Below are 19437 nucleotides of genomic sequence, written 5' to 3'. Positions count from 1 at the left end.
GTCCTTTTACATTCGGGAAGCGGGTTGGGCGGGATCCGGCAGCGGCTGCAGGGTCATGGCGCGGGTGAGGGTGCGGTGCCATCGGTTGGCCGGCAGTGATGGATCCAGGGCAGCCATCCCGGTGGCAAACTTTGAGATGCGGCAGGCACGGATGCCGCGGGCCCACAGATCGCGGTCCAATGGGCCGGCGGTGCGCCCGGATTTCGTTTCCAGGATGACGGCGCCGTCCAGAACCCGGGCCGTGCCGTCGGGACGCCGCCAAGTGACACCCAGATCCACGGTGGCCCGGCTGCAGGAATCGGGAAAGAACAAGGTGATGCGGTCATAACCGGTTTCAATGACCGGCAGCAGCGGCCCGGCGGGCACGGCGCCAATGGCCGCCTGCAGCGTTTCGGAAATGTAGGCACGGCCGGCGGGTGTGATCCTGTGGCTGTCTCCGGGAGAATAAGGGACCCGGTCCTTGACGGTGGCCGAGCGGGCCCCTTCGGTCTTCACTTCAAGGAAGCTGAGCCCGCTGTCGACATAGGTGCGGGTGCGGATTTTGTACCGCCTGCGCCGGCCGTGCGCCGCCAGCAGGTAACTGTCCAGTCCCGGGGTGTCGAAGTAGACGGATTCATAGGTGAACGCCCGCCGGCCCAGCATCTGGAGCACATGGAACCTGGCCGGCAGGGCCCGCAGGACCTCGGCCGCCTGCTGGCCGCCGAGAACATACTTGCGGTCAACACGGGTCTGCAGCGCAGCTGAGGCGTTCATCTCCTCGAGGGAGACCGGGGACCGGCTGCGCAGGCTCTCCGTCAGGATTGCTGCAGTATTCACGAGACCGCCGGGACAGCTCCGGAGGAAACCGCAGCACCGGAGGGCACAGACGCCGGCGATGTTGCCGGCACTGCCGCGGCGGCGGTGACGGTGCCCGCTGGCGGTTCGCCCGGCAGCCCGGCCTCCTGCAGCGCCGCGGTGTGCCGGGGGGCGACTTCCCCGGTGCCGGCGGACCGACGGCCGGCCTCGTACCGGACCTCCACGATAGTCCGGTCATTAACGAGGTCCAGCTCCAGGACCGTGGCGGAGTGAATCCGGCCACCCAGCACTTCGGCCAGCCGCCGGTAAAGCAGTGCTTCATCGGCGATGCCCTGGTCCAGGACAACGTTCTGGTGCCGGTAGGCGGACAGGACCCGGGAATGGTCCACGGCCGCCATGACCCCCAGGATGAGGGCGAGCAGTGCCAGGGGCAGCCAGAGCGGCTCCGAGCCCAGCCCGGCGATGAGGCCGATGGCCAGCGCCGAGAAGTAATAGGCCACCTCATGCTGGGCCAGTTCCGTGGACCGCAGCCGGATGATGGACAACACACCGAACAGTCCCAGTCCCAGTCCTATGCCTGCAGTGGAGCCGGCAAGCATGGTCGCGACTGCAAAGACTCCCACGTTCATTCCAACGTAGGAGACCACAAGGTCGCGGCGGCGGTGCCTGCGCAGGTAGAGGCCAAAGGTCAGTACGGCAATGGCTGCGAGGTCAGCGGCGATAAGGATCAGAAGGTTCACGTATTGCTCTCCAAACGGTGGCGCGGGTTCACCTTCCACTGTGCCCCGCCAGGCTTTGCCGAAGCTGTGCCGGGCCTGCGCTGCACATTTGAGCCTGGAACGGGCCGCCCGGCGGGGGCTCAGGCGCTGCTGCCGCCGCTTCCAGGCAAGGGGAAGACCACCGTGAACTGGGTGTGTCCGGGCCTGCTTTCGACGTTGATGGTCCCCCCGTTGGCGGCCACGAGCGCCTGCACAATGGCCAGGCCCAGGCCGCTGCTCCCGGAGCCGCCGGTTCCGGTGCGGGCGGAATCAGCCTTGCTGAACCGGGAGAAAAGCGAATCCATGAATTCGGGATCAATGCCCTGGCCGTTGTCGGTCACGGTGACCGTCGCCTTCCCCGCGTCCGCCTGCAACACGATCTCCACCCGGGTTCCGGGCGGTGTGTGCTTGTGCGCATTCGAGAGCAGGTTGATCAGCACCTGCCGCAGCTCGGACTCGACGGCGTCAACGATGACCGGCTCGTCCGGCAGCTGAAGGGTCCACTGGTCCTCCGGTGCCGACACTTGCGCGTCACTGGTGGCTTCGACCACCAGCTCCGTGAGGTCGACGTCGGAACGCTCGCCGCGCTGGCCTTCATCCAGCCGGGCCAGCAGCAACAGATTTTCCACCAGCACCGACATGCGTTTGGACTCGCTGTCCACCCGTTCCAGGGCCGACCTGCCGGACGCGCTGACCTCTTCACCGAGCAGGACCAGTTCCGTGTAGCCCCGGATGGAGGTCAGCGGCGTGCGGAGCTCATGGCTGGCATCGGCAACAAACTGGCGCACCTTCATTTCGCTGGCCTGCCTGGCCCGCAGCGCCTGCGTGACGTGGTCAATCATGCCGTTCAGCGCAAGTCCCACCGTGCCCACTTCGGATCCGGGCCCGGCGGCCGACGGCGGCACCCGAACCGGTATTTCCACCTCGCCTGAGGCCAACGGCAGTTTTGACACTGAAGTGGCGACGGCGGCGAGCTGGTCCAGGGGGCGCAGTGAGCGCCGGATAATCACGGTTCCGGCCACACCGGTCACGAGCAGGCCCGCGAGGGACAGCACGACCATGGTGATGTTCAGGGAAGCCAGGGTGCTGTCCCGCTGGGCCGTGGAAAAGCCCGTCACCAGTACGGCGTTGCCCATAGGTGACCCGGATGGCGCGGAAAAAGCATCCACCCGGTAGTCGCCGGCCGACAGGGCGAGGTCCTCGGGTCCCTCGTCCGGGTTGACCGCGGCTAGTTTATCCAGGTCCTCCTCTTTCAGCAGCTCGGCAACTCCGTCCTCGAGCACCAGCGTCGGCCGGCGCGGCTCCCCGTCCACAAACAGGGCATTCAAGGCACCGGGGCGCATCGGACCGGCGCCGTCCGGGAAGGGCTCCTCAGTGGCGGTGCCGGCACCGTCCGGAGCGGGCGCCTCAGTGCCCGGGTCCTCCGGCAGCTGGGCGTCACCGAGGGGAAGCCCGGGACGGAATCCCGCCCGGCCTGCGGACCGCTCCAACCCGTCGTCGAGCACCGATGTGAGGTACTGGCTCATGACCAAATGGCTGAACACGCCGATGGCCGCGCAGATGGCAGTCAGGAGCGCCAGGGTGGCGAGGATGAGCTTGGTGCGCAGGGGATGGCTGCGCAGGACCGGCGCCTTCCCGGACCGGGCACCGGATGTGCTCACGCGGCCGGCTTAAGGACATACCCCGCGCCGCGCACGGTATGGATCATGGGCGGGCGGCCAACATCGATCTTTTTGCGCAGGTAGGAAATGTACAGTTCCACAATGTTGGCCTGGCCCCCGAAATCGTAATTCCAGACGTTGGCCAGGATCTGGGCTTTGCTCAGGACCCGCTTCGGGTTCTCCATGAGGTACCGCAGCAGTTCCCATTGGGTATTGGTCAGGGAGATGTCCTCCCCGCCGCGCGAGACTTCCCGCGTCTCCAGATTCAGCACCAGGTCACCGACCACCAGTTCGGCGGAGTCCGACGCCGCCACCCCCGAGCGCTGCACCAACCGGTGCAGGCGGAGCATCAGTTCCTCCATGCTGAACGGCTTGGTGACATAGTCATCCCCACCGGCGGCCAGACCGGAGATGCGGTCTTCAACGGCATCCTTGGCGGTGAGGAACAGGGCCGGAACGTCGGGGGAAAACGAGCGGATCTTCTGCAGGGCCGCAAGCCCGTCCAGTCCCGGCATCATCACGTCCAGCACCAGCACATCCGGGCGGAACTCGCGGGCGGCCGCAACGGCCCGGTGCCCGTCCGGCGCCGTCAGCACGGTCCAGCCCAGCATGCGCAGGCCCATGCCCACCAGCTCCGCCAGGCTCGTCTCGTCGTCCACCACCAGCGCCCGGATGGGACTGCCGTCCGGATGCGCCAGACGCGGTAGATTGCCCGCGGGGGACTGTGTGGAAGGCTCTGCCATGGATTGAGTCCTTTGATTCAGGTGCCTTGAAGGGCCCGGATTTCGGCCTGACCACCATTGTGCAGGGACGGCATGAACCAAACCTGTGCCGAAACTGTGCGCCACCTGTGCTGAATACGCAACACTTCATCAGTAGGCTTATGGTCTAAGGACAGGCCGGCACCGGAGAGGACAAATATGAGCGAGGAACGTCGCAGGGAAATCGGCTCCTCCGAGGCGCCCGTGGAGGACGAACTCCAGGAGTCATTCGAGAACACTGTGACGGAAGGTGCCGAGCGCCTGCACCGCACCTTCCGCACCATCCTGATCACCGGGGTGTTCGGCGGCCTCGAAGTAGGCCTCGGAGTGATGGCATACCTGGCCGTGATGCATGAAACGGGTGACCACCTGTTGGCCGGCATTGCCTTCAGCGTGGGCCTTATTGCTCTTTTCCTGGCGCACAGCGAGCTCTTCACCGAAAACTTCCTGATGCCGGTGGCTGCTGTTGCGGCCAAGGAAGGCAGCGTCAAGCAGCTCGCCAAGCTCTGGGCCGGCACGCTGGTGGCGAACCTGGCCGGGGGCTGGGTCTTTATGTGGATTGTGATGCAGGCCTTTCCCCAGTGGGCGCCCACCGTAGCCGAATCGGCAAAGCACTTCACCGAAGCACCGTTTTCACTCCAAACCGTGGCCCTGGCGATCCTGGGCGGCAGCACCATCACCTTGATGAGCCGGATGCAGCAAGGCACGTCTTCGGATCCTGCGAAGATTGTCGCCACGGTTATCGGTGGATTCCTGCTGGCCGGCCTGCAGCTGTTCCATTCCATCCTGGATTCACTGTTGATTTTCGGTGCCCTCCAGTCCGGGGCGGAAATCACCTACCTGCAGTGGCTGGGCTGGTTCGGTTACACACTGCTCTTCAACATGGTGGGCGGCCTGGTGCTGGTGACCGCCCTGCGCCTGGTGCGCACCAAGGAGCTGCTGGCACAGCGCCGCCGCGACGCGCCGGAGGACCCCGACGCCGCCCACCGGGACGCCTAGCTGCGCTTGCGTACCAGTGCGGCTGTGCCGCCGGCGGCACAAAACGCGGTAGCTGCTGCCGCCAGGGCAACGGGGCTCCAGTCTGCGGCGCCAATGGCGGCGGACCCCAGCGCCTGCCCGGTGGCCAGCGCGATAAACAGCACCGAGGTGCCGGCCCCGGCGTCCTGCGGCCACGCGGACCGGGCCCACAGGATCAGCACGGCCGACATTGCCATGTAGCCTGCCCCGAAAACCGCCATGCCGGCGTAGGCCGCCGCGGTGTTGGCCGTGGCAACGGAGAGACCCACGGCGGCGGTGGCCAGAGCCAGCAACCCGGCACAGGCACACCACCCGCTGTGCAGCCCGATGCGTTTCACCAGATGGCCGGTGAAGGTTCCCAGGAGCCCGCCGGCGCCCAGGGCAATCCATAACCAACCAACCTGACCGCCGGAGACGGCGCCGGCCCCAGTGACCAGCAGCGGGCCGAAAGTCCAGGTCAGGGAGGACCCCGCGCCCACCACCAGGGCGGCGGCCGCCGGGAGCAGCAACGCCCGCCAGGCCAGCGGCCCGGAGGTCTCCTCCTGCCGTGCGGTTTGGCTACCTGGCCGGACTGCCAAAGCGTTGCGCGAGCGCACCGGGTACAGTGCGGCCGCGGCGGATCCTGCGCAGATCAGGGCCATCAGCACCCAGGCGGCACCTACGGATGGAACGGCGAACACAACCACACCCGCCCCGATCACGCCCACTGCTGTGCCGGCGTTGGCAACGGACTGGGCCGTGGCCGCCGCCTCGGGCTTCACCAACGCGTCAATCACCGGAACGAGGGCCGGGGAGGCGAAACCGCCTCCCAGCCCTCCCACGAGAACCGCAAGGATGAACATCATCGGGTCCGTGGCCACTGCCACCCCCAGGCAGCCCGCAGTTGCGGTGGCGCCGGCCAACACCAAGCCCGTCCGCGGATAGCGGTCCACCAGCCGGGCGGCAGCCAAGGCCGCCAGCGAATAGGAAGTGAACTGGGCAGCGGCGGCCCAACCCAGCACATCAACGAGCTGCGGCCGGGACGCTGACAACGCCGGGGCGAACAGCCCCACGCCGAAACGGGCCATGCCGTAGGTGGCTGCAATCAACAGCATTCCGGCCGCCGCCACGCCTGCTCCCGCGCCGCCCTGCACACGAATCCCCGCCTGCTGCACATTGCCTCCGTCGCCAGTTAAACGTTCGTTTCACTGAAACGAACGTTACACTAGCGGTATGCCTCTCCCCCAGCCCACCCGGGACCGTATCCTCGACGCCGCCGAAGGACTGTTCTTTTCCGACGGCATTGCCACCACGGGGGTTGACTCCGTGGCGGCGGCGGCAGGGGTATCCGTAGTGACCCTCTACAAGCACTTCGGAGCCAAGGACAACCTGCTCCACGCCGTCCTTTCCCGCCGGCTTGAGTCCTGGACCTCCCACTGGGATGCAGCCGTAGCCGCGGCCCAATCCCCGAGGGAGCGCCTGGTGGCAATCTTCGACGCCGTGGACACGTTCCGTGCCGCGGCCGGCCCCACACAGTGGTGCTGCTTCCTCGCCACGGCTTCCGAGCGGTCTGTGCCCGCGGAGGGGGCAAGTGATCCCGTCTTCGACCTTGTAGCTGAAGACACCCGCCTGGTTACCCGCCGGCTTACGGACCTGGCACGCGAAGCCCGCTGCCAGGACCCGGAGCGGGTCGCAGAACTGCTCCTGCTGCTATACAACGGAGTCCTCAGCAGCCTGCTGCGCGGGACGCCCGCAGCTCCGGCAGCCCGGGCGCGCACAGCTGCTTGGACTCTCCTGGACCGGGAATTGCCGGGGCAGTAGTCCCCCGGCCCCTCCCCGCGGAGGCGGTGGATGAGCCGGGGAAACGCGCTACTTCGCCAGGATGTTGCGCACAAACAGCTCAGTGCGTCCGCGCAGTCCCTGGATCCGCTCTGCGGTCACCGCATCCGGATCCGGATGGATGGGCGTGGGCGCAACGTCTGCCCGCACGTTGACCGAACATGTGAAGTCAGCATGGATGAGGGTGCCCACGGTATTGCCGTCCCGGCCCCGCTGGCCGGCCCGGCGTGCCACGTAGAGGAAGACTTCCTCCTCCGAGAACACATCTTGGCAGAGGGCGCACAGCACCCGCCGGTTCTTCGGGGCGCTCAGTTCCGGTGCGCGCAGCAGCACTCCCACCGGCTTTCCGTCCAAGGGCAGCACCAGATAGGCGCGCTGGGGCATTTTGTGGTCCCGCCAACCCAGCTGGTCGAGGATCTCCCAATTGATGTTCTCGAACCCGATGGGCAGGTTCATGGCAGCCACCTCGGAGCGGGTGGCGTTGATGAAGGATTTGCGGATGGTCGTTTCAGACAGGGGTTCCATGATGTTCGGCAGCACTTTCGGCGGTTGGGAAAGGCGCGCCGCGGGGGCGCGTCAGGGGCAGCGGGCAGCGGAGGACGCAGTGCAGGGCCCGGGGCCCACCTGCCCTTCCGCGGCGGCAGAGCGCGCGCACATCATGTTGGTCACGCCGCCATCCTAGCAACCGGCGGCGGCGGGCCGATGCCGGGGACTTGCGCAGGGGGGATAAGCTAGCGGCACAGCGTGAGGGCACAAAACGGGAGCGGTACGGCTGAAAGTCAACCCTTCCCCGCAGTTATGCACCTCCTCGCCTGGAATACGACTCCTTCTCTATTGCCCGTCCGTCAGGCCGCCACCAGTGGTGGCTCGGCTGGTTTCTCGGTCTTTGGGAGCCCGCGCATCTCGGAACCACCTGAACTCGGAACCACCTGAACAGAGGGACGTCATTTTGAATTTCACCGTTGGGCAGACGCTGGTGTACCCGCACCACGGAGCCGTCACCGTTACCGACATCTCCCCCATGACCGTCAAGGGGATTGAACGCGAAACGCTGACCTTCCGCGTGCACGCCACCGAACTCACCATCAAGCTACCTTCGGACAATGCCGAAGACGTTGGCGTGCGCAGCGTCATTGACGACGCCGGCGTGCAGGCCGTGTTCACCGTGCTGCGCGGACCGGCCGGGATGGAACCGGACAACTGGTCCCGCCGTTTCAAGGCCAATGAGGGCAAAATGGCCACCGGCGAACTGCACCTGATCGCTGAAGTGGTGCGCGACCTCTGGTGCCGGGAGCGGACGCACCCGCTGTCCACCGGCGAAAAGCGGATGCTCCTCAAAGCCAGGCAGCTGCTGGTTTCGGAGCTGGCCCTGGCCCGTTCGGCGTCCGCTGAAGAAGCCGGAGAGATGCTGGACTCGGTGCTGATGGAAGCTGCCGGCGAGGCAGAGCTGGCCAACAGCTAGGCGGCGCGGCCCGGCGCCGGTTTCCAGCGCCGGGCCCGTTTTGGCACGGGCCGCACCTTGGTTGTATCAAGGAAAGTAGGACGGATTCCGTCCCCACGGGACACGTCCGGAGTCACCAGAAGATCTTCGAGGGTCCTGCGCCTTCAGGGACCCGGAAAGGCGGCCGTGAACTTTCCCTGCACCTGCTTCTGCCAGCCCATGCCCGGCACCGGCCGGCTGGGGATTGAGATCTATGATCCGTTCTGCCTGGTGCGCCAGCACCGCGTGGCCGGTTCCACCAACCGCGAGCCCAGCTACGGGCAGGGCCGGCGGTAGTCCACTTCCCGCCCCCGCCCCCGCCTCCCGCCCCCGGCTCCGGCTCCGGCTCCGGCGCCGGCTCCGGCGCCGGCTCCGGCTCCGGCTCCGGCGCCGGCTCCGGCTCCGGCTCCGGCTCCGGCTCCGGCTGGGAAAATCCTTGGAACCGCGCCCAGACGCATCCTGTAATATTCCTTGGACTATGGATGACCCTCCCTCACATAAACCCTTGCCCCTCCCCGTCCTGACCGCAATGCAGACCGTGTCCGCTCCGGCTGCACCGGCTATCGCGAGAGAGGGGCAGCCCCATGTATGAATGGCTAATGGTTGGCGTAGGTTTGCTCCTCACCGTCGGCACCGGACTGTTTGTCGCGTCCGAGTTTTCACTCGTCAACCTGGACCGCGCGGAGCTTGAAGCCCGCCGGGACAAGGGTGAAAAACGGCTTAACCCCACCATCAACGCGCTGAAGATTACCTCGACGCATCTTTCCGGCGCCCAGCTCGGCATCACGCTGACCACCCTCCTGACCGGTTACACCTTCGAGCCGGCCATCAGCTCCATGCTGGCCACCCCGCTTGCGGCGCTGGGTATTCCCGACACCCTGGTGCCCGGAATCGGCGCCGTGGCCGGCATCTTCCTGGCAACCATCTTCTCCATGATCATCGGTGAACTGGTGCCCAAGAACTTCGCCCTTGCGCTGCCGCTGGCCACGGCGAAGCTGGTGGTTCCCTTCCAGGCAGTGTTCACCACCGTGTTCAAGCCGGTGATCCTGCTTTTCAATAACACCGCCAACGCGATCATCCGGTCCTTCGGCATTGAGCCCAAAGAGGAACTTTCCGGTGCGCGCAGCGCAGAGGAGCTCAGTTCCCTGGTCCGCCGCTCAGCCCTTGAAGGCGTGCTGGACCTGGACCATGCCGTGCTGCTGAACCGCACGTTGCGCTTCGCGGACCACAGCGCCGCCGATGTGATGACGCCGCGCGTCCGCATGCATACGGTTCACGGCACGGATACGGCGGAACAGGTGGTGGCCGCTGCCACCGCCACCGGCTACTCCCGCTTCCCCGTGATCGGCCGCGATTCGGACGACATCCTCGGCGTGCTGCACGTGAAGCAGGCGTTCGGAGTTCCGCTGGCCGGCCGAGGTTCCGTGACCGCCGCCGAGCTGATGGTGGAACCGATGCACGTGCCCGAGTCCATGGATGCGGACACCCTGCTGGGGCTGCTGCGCGCCCAGGGCCTGCAGGTGGCCATCGTCTCCGACGAACATGGCGGCACTGCGGGGATTGTGACCCTTGAGGACCTGGTCGAGGAAATTGTCGGCGAGCTCGAGGACGAACACGACCGCGCCCGGGTGGGCGTGGTCCGCACCGGCCGGGCCATCACTTTTGACGCCGCACTCCGGCCCGACGAACTGCTGGACCGCACGGGCATCGAGGTACCGGACGGCGAGGAGTACGACACCATCGCCGGATTCGTCACCGATGAACTGGACCGCATTCCCGAGCTGGGCGACGAAGTGGAGATCGGCAGCGGAACGCTCCGCGTCGAACGGGTGGTCCGCAACCACATTGAGCGGCTGCGGTTCACGCCGTCGGGTTCCCTGGAGGCGCCCGTAAGTGCCCATGACCGCATTGTCGACTCACTGACCAAGGACCTGACCCATGAGTGAATACCTGCCCGGAATCATCTGGCTCGTAGTGCTGCTGGTGGTCAACGCCTTCTTCGTGGGTGCCGAGTTCGCCGTCATCTCAGCCCGCCGCTCCCAGATCGAGCCCAAGGCCGAGGCCGGCAGCAAGGCCGCCAAAACCACCCTCTGGGCCATGGAACACGCCACCCTGATGCTGGCGACCAGCCAACTGGGCATCACCGTCTGCTCCCTGGTGATCCTGAACGTCTCGGAACCGGCCATCCACCACCTGCTGGAGATCCCGCTGGGCCTGACCTCGCTGTCCGCGGACGCCATCGGGATGATTGCCTTCGTAGTGGCGCTGCTGCTGGTGACCTTCCTGCACGTGGTGGTGGGTGAAATGGTGCCCAAGAACATTTCCTTCTCGGTTCCCACCGGCGCCGCACTGCTGCTGGCCCCGCCGCTGGTGATGGTGTCCCGGATTGTCCGCCCTGTCATCCGGGCCCTGAACGGTATAGCGAACGGTGTGCTGCGCCTCTTCAAGGTAGAGCCCAAGGACGAGGCCACCAGTGCCTACACGCTGGACGAAGTTGCCAACATTGTGGAGCAGTCCACGCGCGACGGCGTGCTCACCGACCGCAGCGGCACCCTGACGGCGGCCTTCGAGTTCACTGAAAAGACCGTGGCCGACGTCGAGGTTCCCATTGCTCAGATGGTGCTGCTGCCCGAAACGGCCTCGCCGGCGGACCTGCAGCAGGCCGTGGATATCCACGGCTATTCGCGGTACATCCTGACCAATGAGGACGGCGACCCGGACGGCTACCTGCACCTCAAGGACGTCATGGACCTGACCGGTCCGGATGAATTCGCCGCGCCGGTGCCGGCCAAGCGCATCCGCCGGCTTGCCTCGGCGTACCGGGGAGGCGAACTGGAGGACGCACTGGCCACCATGCGCCGCACCGGCGCCCACGTGGCGCGGGTCTTCGACGCCAAGGGCAACACCACCGGCGTGCTCTTCCTGGAAGACATCATCGAAGAGCTTGTGGGCGAAGTCCACGACGCCACCACGGTCTAGGCCGGGTCCGCGCTAACGGCGCCGCTTCCACCTGTTCCACCGCCGCCGCTCCGCTTCCGGGGCGGCGGCCTCTTTTTGCGCCTCTTCCGCCGCCGCGGCTGCGGCCTTCCGCTCCCGCCAGCGCAGTATTTCCTGCTCGACGTCGCGGGTCCTGGTCACCACGGGCGGCCCGCCTTCGAGCTGGCGGCGGGCATTGATGACCCGGGTGTTGAAGTCTTCCAGGATCTCGCGGACCTGCCGCTCGCTCCATCGGGTATCCAGACGGGCATCCAGTTCCGCGTCCTCGGTGCGCAGCAGGATGGCCGCAGGCCCCAGGCCGGTAACGTTTTCACGCTGCAGCACCCCCTTGATCCACCAGTCCGGATCATGGCCATCGCCCAGGCCGGGGATGGGCTTGCCCGCATATTTCAGGTTGTCGAAGTCGCCGCGCGCCATCGCGTCACGGACTAGGTAGTCCGCACGTGCGGCGTCGTCCACCTGCCGCCGCTTGTGCTGCAGTTCCTCTTCAGCCGCGGCCTGCTCCACATCCTCCGGGTCCAGGCCGCCCCCGGCACCGGCCGCCCTCAGCTGTGCCGCGCGTTCCATCCGGCGCCGGTACTGTTCAACACCCCTGCCGTCCATGACCTCTCACCGCCTCACCCGTCCGGCTTCCGTTTTGCGTCCCCACCAGTATTCCGCCGGGGGTGGAGGCAGGCAACGCAACCCCAATGCCTAGCTGCGCAGCCGGCGTACCGCTGCCGCGATGCCCGCGGCCAGCCCGGCGCCGGCCAGCAGCCACGGTCCGCCGATGATGATGGGGTCGATCCACTGGTGGTTAACATCCGCTCGCTTCCGTCCGACGCGGGAGGAATACCCGCGCCGGGAGAACTCGCTCAGCACCCCCGTCTCGGTTATCGGATTGTCCGGATGCAGGGTCAGGAAGGAGGCCAGATGGCTTTCCACCGCGTCAACCCGGTCCGCTGCCAGCAGGATCAGCCAATGTGCCGCCCGTGCTTCGCTGAACCGGCGGTAGGCGTACCGGCGCATCACACCGGACAGTCCCTTGGGCGGGCAGGACGTGCCGAACACGGGAGTGAGGAACTTATGCTCAATGGAACGTTCGCGCGGATATTTCTCCTCCTGGCGCTCCGGGAACTCCCAATGCGCGCCGTTGAGCGTGGGATCGAACTGCAGCTTGGGCACCGCGGGGCGGTCCTTCGGATCAAGGTCCGCGCCCCAGCCCGGGATCCGTGCGCGCAGTTCATCACTGGTGGGAGTCAGGGCCGGTTTCTGCGGGGTATAGGCCATGGTTAGGTGCTTCCTTTCAGGAGCCGGGGACGATCACGGGCTTGATGCAGTTATCCAGCTTGGCCGAGAACATGTGGTATCCCTCGGCAATGTGCTCAAGCGGAATCCGGTGCGTAATGATCTCGTTGGGCTTGAGGTAGCCGGCCCGGATGTGCTCGAACAGCCGCGGCCACTGCCGCTTCATGGGGGCCTGGTTCATATTCAGGGTCAGGCCCTTGTTCATGGCGTCACCGAATTTCACGGCGCTGAACATGGGACCGTAGGCACCCATCACCGATATGGTCCCCGCCTTGCGCACCGAGTCGATGGCCCAGTTCAGGGCTACGGGAGAACCGCCCTGGAGCTTGAGCTTGGTGCCGGTGACATGCTGGAGGAAGTTGCCGTCCGCTTCGGCGCCCACTGCGTCAATGGCGACGTCGGCGCCCAGATGGTCGGTGATTTTCTTCATGTGCACCACAATGTCGTCGTACTCGGTGAAGTTGTACGTCTCGGCATGCGCGAAGGTCCGGGCCTTTTCCAGCCGGTAGTCCAGATGGTCAATCACGATGACCCGGCCAGCTCCCATCAGCCACGCCGACTTGGCGGCGTAGAGGCCCACCGGGCCGGCACCGAAGACCACCACGGTGTCGCCCTCCACGATGTCTCCCAGCTGGGCGCCGAAATAGCCCGTTGCCAGCGCATCGGTGCACATCAGGGCATCCTCCTCGTCCATCCAGTCGGGAATCAAGGAAGGCCCGATGTCCGCGAAGGGAACGCGCACGTACTCCGCCTGGCCGCCGTCGTATCCGCCGGTGGTGTGGGAGTAGCCGTACAAGCTTCCAACGGCGGTGGCATTCGGGTTCACGTTGTGGCAGTTCGAATACATTCCGCGGGCGCAGAAATAGCAGGTGCCGCAGTAAATGTTGGCCGGCACCATCACACGGTCCCCCACTGACAGGTTCCGCACCGAGGGTCCGACCTCTTCGACCACACCGATGAATTCGTGGCCGAAGGTATGGCCAACCCGGGTATCGGGCATCAGTCCGTGGTAAAGGTGCAGGTCGGAGCCGCAAATGGCGGCCAGGGTGACCCGGACAATGGCATCGTTGGGATGCTCTATGGAAGGCCTGGCCTTCTCTTCCACCCGAACCTTGTAGGGTCCTCGGTACACCATTGCTCGCACGGGCCTGCCTCCTCAGTTCTGCCGGATCATCAGCTGCGCGGGACTGCCGTCCCTCCGGGGCGCCGCCCGGGCACGTTAACCATAAGCAGACTTACTAGCTTTGCAAGTCCGTATCCGGGCCGGCCACCGGCAAACTCACGGTAAAGAGCGTTCCGGCTCCCGGCTCGCTGCGGACCCGGATGTTGCCGCCGTGCTCTTCCACGATGCGGCGGCTGATCACCAGACCGAGGCCGGCACCGGGAATGGCGGCCGTAAGCGCCCGTCCCGAGCGGAAGAACGGGGTGAAGGCTGCCTCCTGCTCCTCCTGGGACATCCCCATGCCGCTGTCAGCAACGTCAATCACTGCCATGCCCGCTTCAACCCGCGCGCTCACCCGCACCACGCCGCCGTCGGGCGAGTACTTGACCGCGTTGGAGACCAGGTTTTCCAGCACCTGCCCAATCCGCCTGGGATCGGCCACGGCAGAAAGGTCGCCCGGCAGGTCAACCTTGAATTCCACCCCGTTCACCCGGGCGCGCGGCCCAAAGGAATCGACAGCAGCACGCACGACGGCGGCGAGGTCGACTTCCCTGGCCTCCACGGTTTCGTTCCCGGCGGCCACCGAGAGCAGGTCCGTTACCAGCTGCAGCAGCCGCTCGGCGTTCCGCACCGCCGTCTGCAGGGCGGAACGGACGTCTTCGGCCAGGTTTTCGCCGCTATCCAACGCCATGTCGAGATAGCCCAGGATCGACGTCAGGGGAGTGCGCAGCTCGTGGGACACATTGGCTACAAACTCACGCTGGGCCGTCAACGCCCGGACCAGTTGCGTCACGTCGCTGAACGCAAGGACAGATCCCTTGAAGCCGCCGCCGCCCCGGACGGAGCGGGCCGAGACGCTGACGGCCAGCTGTCCCTGGCCGGTACCGACCCATACGATTTCCTCGGCGAAGGACTCACCGGAAACGGCCCGCCGGATGGGGCGCTGGCTGTCCGGAAGCGGGGTGACCCGGTCCGGGCCGTAGACGGGCCACTCGGAACCGCCGGGGCCGGCAATATCTCCGGTGGCTGCCCCGGCGCGGCTGCTTTCCATCAGCGCATTGGCAAGGATTTCCCGGCCGTCCCGGTCCACCACCAGCACGCCCACATCCACGGTGTCCAGCACCGCGTGCAGCAGTGATTCCCGCTCGCGGGCGCGCAGTTCCGCCGCTCCGCGGGCTTCTTCGGCGGCTTCGGCCTGCTGCAGGGCTTCCACCAAGTCCCGTTCATACCGGCGCCGCCCGGTTTCGGGAAGAACACTGATCAGGTCCAGGCCCCGCCCGGGGCTGCGTGCCCCGGCGATCAGGGCCGGGAGCCGCTCACCGTCCGGGCCGTGGAAGTCCACCGCCAGGTTCTGGACCGGCCCGGTTCCGGATCTGAGGGCCGCCGTCCAGCGCTGGTATTCGAGCAGGTCTTCCGGAGCGAGCAGGTCCGTAAAAACGGTACCTTCCAGCGCACTGCGGTTCCGGCCGGTCCAGGCAGCAAACGTGTGGTTGGCCTCTTCGATCACCCCGCGTGCGGAAAGGACCACATATCCGGAGGGAGACTGGTGGAAAAGCGTGGAAAGATCCGGGACGGACCGCCGCCGCCGCCCGCCAATGCGCGGGAAGCCGCGGGAAAAAATATGCATGCCGGACCTTTGGGGAAAGAACAGATATCTACAGCGCGCTGCGGAAACAGGCGCACCCGGCGGTTTCGTAATTCGCCGGTAAGTGAACTTATCAGGCTGCTTCCCGGCACCATGAATGTGACACGGCAAACCCGCGGCTTGCCCCGGCGGGAACCGCGTCCGGTGGCCGCTTCCCACCAGCATCCGGACAGGTGATATTACTCCAATTCGGGCCATCTGGGAGGGGGTACAGCAGTCTTCGCGGAGAGGTTCCGCGGGCTGTGGACACGGTCCCCGGATTGGGAAAGACTTCCTTCCCGGGACATGCTGCGAGAAGGTGTTCCGGCAGGGGTGGCCCAGCATGAACAGCACCGAAAGGATGGCCATGAGCCAGCCAGCCGCGCTCCGCACCTCCTCCCGCACCCCCTCCCGCACCTCGCCCCGGCCCGCCGCCGATCTCCTATGGTGGAATCTGTCCATTGACGCCGGCGGTTTCGATTTGGCTGACCGCATTATCAGTGAACTGGTAACTCCCCTAGTTGCCCAGGCGAGGCTCTGGGGCACCCGGCGATGGTTTTTTACCCGCCGCATGCAACCGCCCAACGCGCAGGTTCGGCTGCGTGTCCTGGCCCCGACGGAGGCCTTGGACCGGCTCAAGTCCCTCCTCGGGGCCCTGCAGGAGCAAGCCGGGGACCCCGTCCGCAGCATGGCGGTGGCACAGGAATTCAGCGAGCCGGTGCTGGACCGGACGGTTGGAACCGAGCCTTTGCTTCCCTGGGTCGAAGCGGACCTGGCCCGCTACGGCGGCGTGGAGGGGCTCGCCCAGGCCGAGGAAGTCTTTGAGTTGTCCTCGGATCTCTGCCTTTGGGCCACGGCGCGCTTTGCGAAGGCGCAGAACCGCTCCGCCCTGGCCTCGCTGCTGCTGTTCGATTCCGCCTACGCAATGATGAAAGGGCCGCGGGCGTCCACCTGGCCGGACCGCCGCCGGGTTTCCTGGGAATACTACTGGGACAGCCACCTGCACAGCTGCACGGCCTCGGACCCCCGGGCGGCAGGCGTGCAGAAGGCCACCGGAGCCCAGGCACAGGCACAGCTCATGCCGGTCCACCGGCTGATGGTCGCAACGGCGTCCGAATCCGCCGTCGCGAACTGGCGCCGCCGCTGGCTGCGGGCCATTGACACCTACCTGTACCGGGCGGACAAGGCCGGCGCCAGCCGCAGCGCCCAGCACCTGACCGTCTATCAAGCGCATACCCTGCTGAACCGGCTCGGATTCACCCTCCGCCAGGAAGCCCTGATCGGTGTCTACGCGCGAACCTGGAGCCGGGAAAAGGAAGTCGAAATGAGCGACACGCTCTAGCGGACGCCTAGCCCCGCCGGGCCCTGTCCGTAACGGTAACGGGGCCCGGTGGCGATAGACTCAGCCCATGAACCTAGTCCCGGAGCAGCACTCCGTCGCGGCCGAACTTCAGCAGATCCTTCTGCGGACAGAGTCGGTGGAGTTCTTCCTCGAGGCCTTCGTTGTCCACGCCGCCGAAAAGTTCAGCAAGGACACGGAAGTGCTGGCAGGAGTGACCCTGCTGCGGAACAAGGAAGGGACTACGGTGGCCAGCAGCAGCGAGGCGGCCAAGGCACTGGATGAGGTTCAGTACGGTTTTGGCGACGGCCCCTGCCTGCGGGCCTCCCGCACCGGACGGACGGTCCTGGTGGCGGACGTGCGCACCGAAGAGCGGTGGCCGGACTATACGGATGCCATCCAGGACCGGGGCTTCTATTCGATCCTTGGCGTCCCGCTCCTCCTGGGCAACGACGGCGGTGCAGGACTGAATCTCTACACCCGCGAGCCCGGGTACTTCACGCCGGAAACGGTGCAGGCCGCGGAAGCTTTTGCAGCAGAAGCGGCGATTGCCCTGCAGTTGGCAGTCCAGTTGTCCCGGCACAAGAGTGCTGCCGAACACCTGCGCGCCGCCATGCAGGCACGCACGGTCATTGACCTGGCGGTGGGAATTGTGATGGCCCAGAACAAGTGCAGCCAAGAGGCGGCCTTTGAAATACTCCGCCAGGCCTCCAGCAACCGGAACGTCAAGCTGCGGGACCTGGCCGGCCGCATAGTCAGCTCGGTAACATCCGAGGGCGTTGAAACCCACTTCGTGGACTAACGTCCCAGCGGTACAACGGAAGCCTGTGCTCAGGCTCCGTCCACCAAGCCGGCGACGGCAGCCTTCGCGCCGTGGCTGTGCAGGGCGTCCAGGGCGGCGAGATATGCCCCGGTGAACCGCGGATCCGCAGCGAGCTCACCGAAGAACTGCGGCTGCGACACAAAGGCCAGCGGATCCTCCCGGTTCCGGGCCGCCGCCTTCATCACGTCTTCCCGGTGGCGATCGAGCACATTAATGGGTTTCCCTGCTTCGTCCACACCCTCGGCGTAGCGCGCCCAGGCGGCAATGATGGCCGCGGAACGGGACACCTCGCCGTCCCGGGCCAGGTTTTCCCGCACTACCGGTACCAGCCATTTGGGAATCCGGTCCGAGCTCTCGGCACACAGACGCGCCAGGGTGTCTCGCACGTATTCGTTGCCGAAGCGTTCCAGCAGCCGCCGTTTGTAGGCGTCCAGGTCCACCCCGGGCACGGGCAGCAGCGTGGGCGTGGCTTCCTTGTCCATGTAGTCGAGCAGGAACCTGGCCAGCTTCGGGTCCGCCACCGCCTCGTGCGCGTACCGGTACCCGGCCAGATAGCCCAGGTAGGCAATTCCCTGGTGTCCGCAGTTCAGCAGGCGCAGCTTCATCCGCTCAAACGGTTCCACGTCTGCCGTCACGCTCACGCCTGCGTCCTCCCAGGGCGGCCTCCCCTGCACAAACGTGTCCTCCAGCGCCCACTGCGCAAAGTCCTCGGACACTACGGGCCAGGCGTCCTCCACCCCGAACTCCTGTGCCAGCAGGGTGCGGTCCTCGTCCGTTGTCACCGGTGTGATCCGGTCCACCATCGAGGAGGGAAAAGCGACGTTGGCCAGTACCCACTCCCCCAGTTCCGGATCCAGCAGCCGCGCAAACTCTCCGAAGGCCTTCCTCGCGACCTCCCCGTTGCCGGGGATGTTGTCGCAGGACATCACGGTGAACGCCCCCAGACCCCTGTCCCGGCGGCGGCGCAGGGCCTCGGTCACCAGGCCGAAAACCCCGGAAGGTACGGCCCCGGGTGCCAGGTCCGCGGCAACCTGCGGCGTTCCGGCGTCGAACTCCCCGGTGGTGTCACTGATGCTGTAACCGCCCTCGGTGATGGTCAGGGAGACGATCCGGGTGCCCGGCAACGCCATCTTTTCAATAACGGCTTCCGGGTCCTCCGGGGCGTAAAGGTATTCAACGATGGAGCCGATCACCCGGGCTTCGCGGGTACCGTCCGGATACTTCAGCATCAGCGTGTACAGGCAGTCCTGGCTGTCCAGGACAGTTTTCATGGCCGCATCCTGGGGCAGCACGCCTACGCCGCAGATCGCCCAGTCCAAGGCCAGTCCCTGATTCATCAAGGTGTCCAGGTACATCGCCTGATGCGCGCGGTGGAAGCCGCCCACACCAAAATGCACAATGCCGGTGCTCAACTGCGACCGGTCATAACCGGGCCGCGCGACACCGGGCGGCAGGTGGGAAAGGGACTCTTCACTGAGTTTGGTCATAACGCCGCCTTAGGCCGGAGGTCCGGACAATCTAGCAGGTCCGTACCGTTCTTGGCACGCGTCCGGCCGTCCCGGCGGGTTCATCCCAGGAGAGGTCTCCGCCTGGCCGCCCTACTCCACTGCCTGGGCATCGAGTTCAATGAATACCCAGTCCGGCTCAGCAAGAATGGGGTCCATTACCGGGCCTCCGGCCTCGGCAATCCGGTCCTGCACCTTCGAGGGCAGACCGTCCTGCCGGAGGTTATGCCTCAGCCAGTCCTTGGCCGAACCGTCCAGGTACGGCCACCAGCGTTCTATTCGGATAGGTTCCACAGCAGCCCCCTTCAGCGTTGCGTAAACCCACGGTGACACCGGCCGTCAGGGGGCGCAAGAGGGCACCGTAAGAGGAGTTGCGGCAGGCGGCGGGATACCGGAAGGTAGGCCCCAAA

Annotated in this window: 20 protein-coding genes; 8 read left to right on the top strand and 12 right to left on the bottom strand. The window is 66.2% G+C overall.

Translation table 11 applies throughout. The annotated features are described in order from the left end of the window. Positions 1–6: 6 nt before the first annotated feature. The 4 genes from QNN98_RS01635 to QNN98_RS01620 all read right to left on the bottom strand — a co-directional run bounded on the left by QNN98_RS01635 (position 7) and on the right by QNN98_RS01620 (position 3957). Positions 7–816 carry a polyphosphate polymerase domain-containing protein gene (locus QNN98_RS01635; protein ID WP_349643197.1) on the bottom strand — a complete coding sequence of 270 codons (810 nt, stop codon included), beginning with the start codon at positions 814–816 and terminating at the stop codon, positions 7–9. Then, on the bottom strand, positions 813–1535 hold the full coding sequence (locus QNN98_RS01630; protein WP_283996044.1) for a DUF4956 domain-containing protein: 723 nt from the start codon (positions 1533–1535) through the stop codon (positions 813–815). Before QNN98_RS01630 ends, QNN98_RS01635 begins: the two co-directional genes overlap by 4 nt. 119 nt (positions 1536–1654) lie before the next feature. Then, entirely contained in the window at positions 1655–3214 is a 1560-nt protein-coding gene (locus tag QNN98_RS01625; protein ID WP_283996043.1) for a HAMP domain-containing sensor histidine kinase, read from the bottom strand. Continuing rightward, positions 3211–3957: a response regulator transcription factor gene (locus QNN98_RS01620; protein ID WP_227925845.1), complete on the bottom strand. Its 747-nt coding sequence runs from the start codon at positions 3955–3957 to the stop codon at positions 3211–3213. Before QNN98_RS01620 ends, QNN98_RS01625 begins: the two co-directional genes overlap by 4 nt. A gap of 177 nt (positions 3958–4134) precedes the next feature. Between QNN98_RS01620 and QNN98_RS01615 the strand changes: the two genes are divergently transcribed. Next, a complete protein-coding gene (locus QNN98_RS01615) occupies positions 4135–4974 on the top strand; it encodes a formate/nitrite transporter family protein (protein ID WP_227925846.1) in 840 nt (279 codons plus the stop codon). On the opposite strand, the gene QNN98_RS01610 is transcribed toward QNN98_RS01615, so the two are convergent. Next, the gene (locus QNN98_RS01610) at positions 4971–6146 is read right to left on the bottom strand and encodes an MFS transporter (protein ID WP_283996042.1); all 1176 of its coding nucleotides are present in this window, start codon (positions 6144–6146) and stop codon (positions 4971–4973) included. The genes QNN98_RS01615 and QNN98_RS01610 overlap by 4 nt on opposite strands. A gap of 58 nt (positions 6147–6204) precedes the next feature. Here QNN98_RS01610 and QNN98_RS01605 point away from each other — a divergent pair, with 58 nt between their 5' ends. Next, positions 6205–6792 (top strand): TetR/AcrR family transcriptional regulator, encoded by a 588-nt coding sequence (locus tag QNN98_RS01605; RefSeq protein WP_283996041.1) that lies wholly within the window; start codon positions 6205–6207, stop codon positions 6790–6792. Positions 6793–6840: 48 nt separating this feature from the next. Here the strand turns inward: QNN98_RS01605 and QNN98_RS01600 are convergent, their stop codons facing one another. Beyond that, positions 6841–7335 (bottom strand): FBP domain-containing protein, encoded by a 495-nt coding sequence (locus QNN98_RS01600; protein WP_227912163.1) that lies wholly within the window; start codon positions 7333–7335, stop codon positions 6841–6843. Positions 7336–7759: 424 nt separating this feature from the next. Here QNN98_RS01600 and QNN98_RS01595 point away from each other — a divergent pair, with 424 nt between their 5' ends. From QNN98_RS01595 to QNN98_RS01580, 4 genes are all read left to right on the top strand, one after another. Continuing rightward, a complete protein-coding gene (locus tag QNN98_RS01595) occupies positions 7760–8272 on the top strand; it encodes a CarD family transcriptional regulator (protein WP_227925850.1) in 513 nt (170 codons plus the stop codon). Positions 8273–8437: 165 nt separating this feature from the next. After that, the gene (locus QNN98_RS01590) at positions 8438–8587 is read left to right on the top strand and encodes a hypothetical protein (RefSeq protein ID WP_227912167.1); all 150 of its coding nucleotides are present in this window, start codon (positions 8438–8440) and stop codon (positions 8585–8587) included. A 287-nt stretch (positions 8588–8874) separates the two neighbouring features. Then, on the top strand, positions 8875–10236 hold the full coding sequence (locus QNN98_RS01585) for a hemolysin family protein (RefSeq protein ID WP_283996040.1): 1362 nt from the start codon (positions 8875–8877) through the stop codon (positions 10234–10236). Further along, positions 10229–11269: a hemolysin family protein gene (locus QNN98_RS01580; RefSeq protein WP_227925852.1), complete on the top strand. Its 1041-nt coding sequence runs from the start codon at positions 10229–10231 to the stop codon at positions 11267–11269. Before QNN98_RS01585 ends, QNN98_RS01580 begins: the two co-directional genes overlap by 8 nt. Positions 11270–11281: 12 nt before the next feature. Here QNN98_RS01580 and QNN98_RS01575 read toward each other — a convergent pair whose 3' ends face one another. The 4 genes from QNN98_RS01575 to QNN98_RS01560 all read right to left on the bottom strand — a co-directional run bounded on the left by QNN98_RS01575 (position 11282) and on the right by QNN98_RS01560 (position 15363). After that, the gene (locus tag QNN98_RS01575) at positions 11282–11890 is read right to left on the bottom strand and encodes a DnaJ family domain-containing protein (RefSeq protein ID WP_283996039.1); all 609 of its coding nucleotides are present in this window, start codon (positions 11888–11890) and stop codon (positions 11282–11284) included. Positions 11891–11980: 90 nt separating this feature from the next. Beyond that, on the bottom strand, positions 11981–12556 hold the full coding sequence (locus QNN98_RS01570; RefSeq protein WP_283996038.1) for a hypothetical protein: 576 nt from the start codon (positions 12554–12556) through the stop codon (positions 11981–11983). A gap of 16 nt (positions 12557–12572) precedes the next feature. Next, a complete protein-coding gene (locus QNN98_RS01565) occupies positions 12573–13718 on the bottom strand; it encodes a zinc-dependent alcohol dehydrogenase (RefSeq protein ID WP_283996037.1) in 1146 nt (381 codons plus the stop codon). Between the two features lie 94 nt (positions 13719–13812). Beyond that, a complete protein-coding gene (locus QNN98_RS01560) occupies positions 13813–15363 on the bottom strand; it encodes an ATP-binding protein (protein WP_283996036.1) in 1551 nt (516 codons plus the stop codon). 364 nt (positions 15364–15727) lie between these two features. Between QNN98_RS01560 and QNN98_RS01555 the strand changes: the two genes are divergently transcribed. Together QNN98_RS01555 and QNN98_RS01550 are read left to right on the top strand one after the other, a co-directional pair. Further along, the gene (locus QNN98_RS01555) at positions 15728–16702 is read left to right on the top strand and encodes a lantibiotic dehydratase C-terminal domain-containing protein (RefSeq protein ID WP_227912179.1); all 975 of its coding nucleotides are present in this window, start codon (positions 15728–15730) and stop codon (positions 16700–16702) included. A 67-nt stretch (positions 16703–16769) separates the two neighbouring features. After that, the gene (locus tag QNN98_RS01550) at positions 16770–17501 is read left to right on the top strand and encodes a GAF and ANTAR domain-containing protein (RefSeq protein ID WP_227912181.1); all 732 of its coding nucleotides are present in this window, start codon (positions 16770–16772) and stop codon (positions 17499–17501) included. A gap of 29 nt (positions 17502–17530) precedes the next feature. Here the strand turns inward: QNN98_RS01550 and QNN98_RS01545 are convergent, their stop codons facing one another. Both QNN98_RS01545 and QNN98_RS01540 read right to left on the bottom strand, forming a co-directional pair. Continuing rightward, entirely contained in the window at positions 17531–19009 is a 1479-nt protein-coding gene (locus QNN98_RS01545; protein ID WP_283996035.1) for a mannitol dehydrogenase family protein, read from the bottom strand. Between the two features lie 111 nt (positions 19010–19120). Continuing rightward, positions 19121–19321 (bottom strand): hypothetical protein, encoded by a 201-nt coding sequence (locus tag QNN98_RS01540; RefSeq protein ID WP_227912184.1) that lies wholly within the window; start codon positions 19319–19321, stop codon positions 19121–19123. Between the last annotated feature and the right edge of the window lie 116 nt (positions 19322–19437).

The sequence above is a fragment of the Arthrobacter sp. zg-Y1143 genome (assembly GCF_030125565.1).
GTDB lineage: Bacteria > Actinomycetota > Actinomycetes > Actinomycetales > Micrococcaceae > Arthrobacter_B.
Note: the sequence above shows the minus strand (reverse complement) of the source record. Positions and strands in the feature narration are given on the sequence as shown.

Coding starts and splice junctions, on each gene's coding strand:
- QNN98_RS01570 (WP_283996038.1), bottom strand. CDS start 12,556: ATGGCCTATACCCCGCAGAAACCGGCCCTGACTCCCACCAGTGATGAA.
- QNN98_RS01605 (WP_283996041.1), top strand. CDS start 6,205: ATGCCTCTCCCCCAGCCCACCCGGGACCGTATCCTCGACGCCGCCGAA.
- QNN98_RS01585 (WP_283996040.1), top strand. CDS start 8,875: ATGTATGAATGGCTAATGGTTGGCGTAGGTTTGCTCCTCACCGTCGGC.
- QNN98_RS01560 (WP_283996036.1), bottom strand. CDS start 15,363: ATGCATATTTTTTCCCGCGGCTTCCCGCGCATTGGCGGGCGGCGGCGG.
- QNN98_RS01600 (WP_227912163.1), bottom strand. CDS start 7,335: ATGGAACCCCTGTCTGAAACGACCATCCGCAAATCCTTCATCAACGCC.
- QNN98_RS01555 (WP_227912179.1), top strand. CDS start 15,728: ATGAGCCAGCCAGCCGCGCTCCGCACCTCCTCCCGCACCCCCTCCCGC.
- QNN98_RS01620 (WP_227925845.1), bottom strand. CDS start 3,957: ATGGCAGAGCCTTCCACACAGTCCCCCGCGGGCAATCTACCGCGTCTG.
- QNN98_RS01580 (WP_227925852.1), top strand. CDS start 10,229: ATGAGTGAATACCTGCCCGGAATCATCTGGCTCGTAGTGCTGCTGGTG.
- QNN98_RS01550 (WP_227912181.1), top strand. CDS start 16,770: ATGAACCTAGTCCCGGAGCAGCACTCCGTCGCGGCCGAACTTCAGCAG.
- QNN98_RS01545 (WP_283996035.1), bottom strand. CDS start 19,009: ATGACCAAACTCAGTGAAGAGTCCCTTTCCCACCTGCCGCCCGGTGTC.
- QNN98_RS01575 (WP_283996039.1), bottom strand. CDS start 11,890: ATGGACGGCAGGGGTGTTGAACAGTACCGGCGCCGGATGGAACGCGCG.
- QNN98_RS01615 (WP_227925846.1), top strand. CDS start 4,135: ATGAGCGAGGAACGTCGCAGGGAAATCGGCTCCTCCGAGGCGCCCGTG.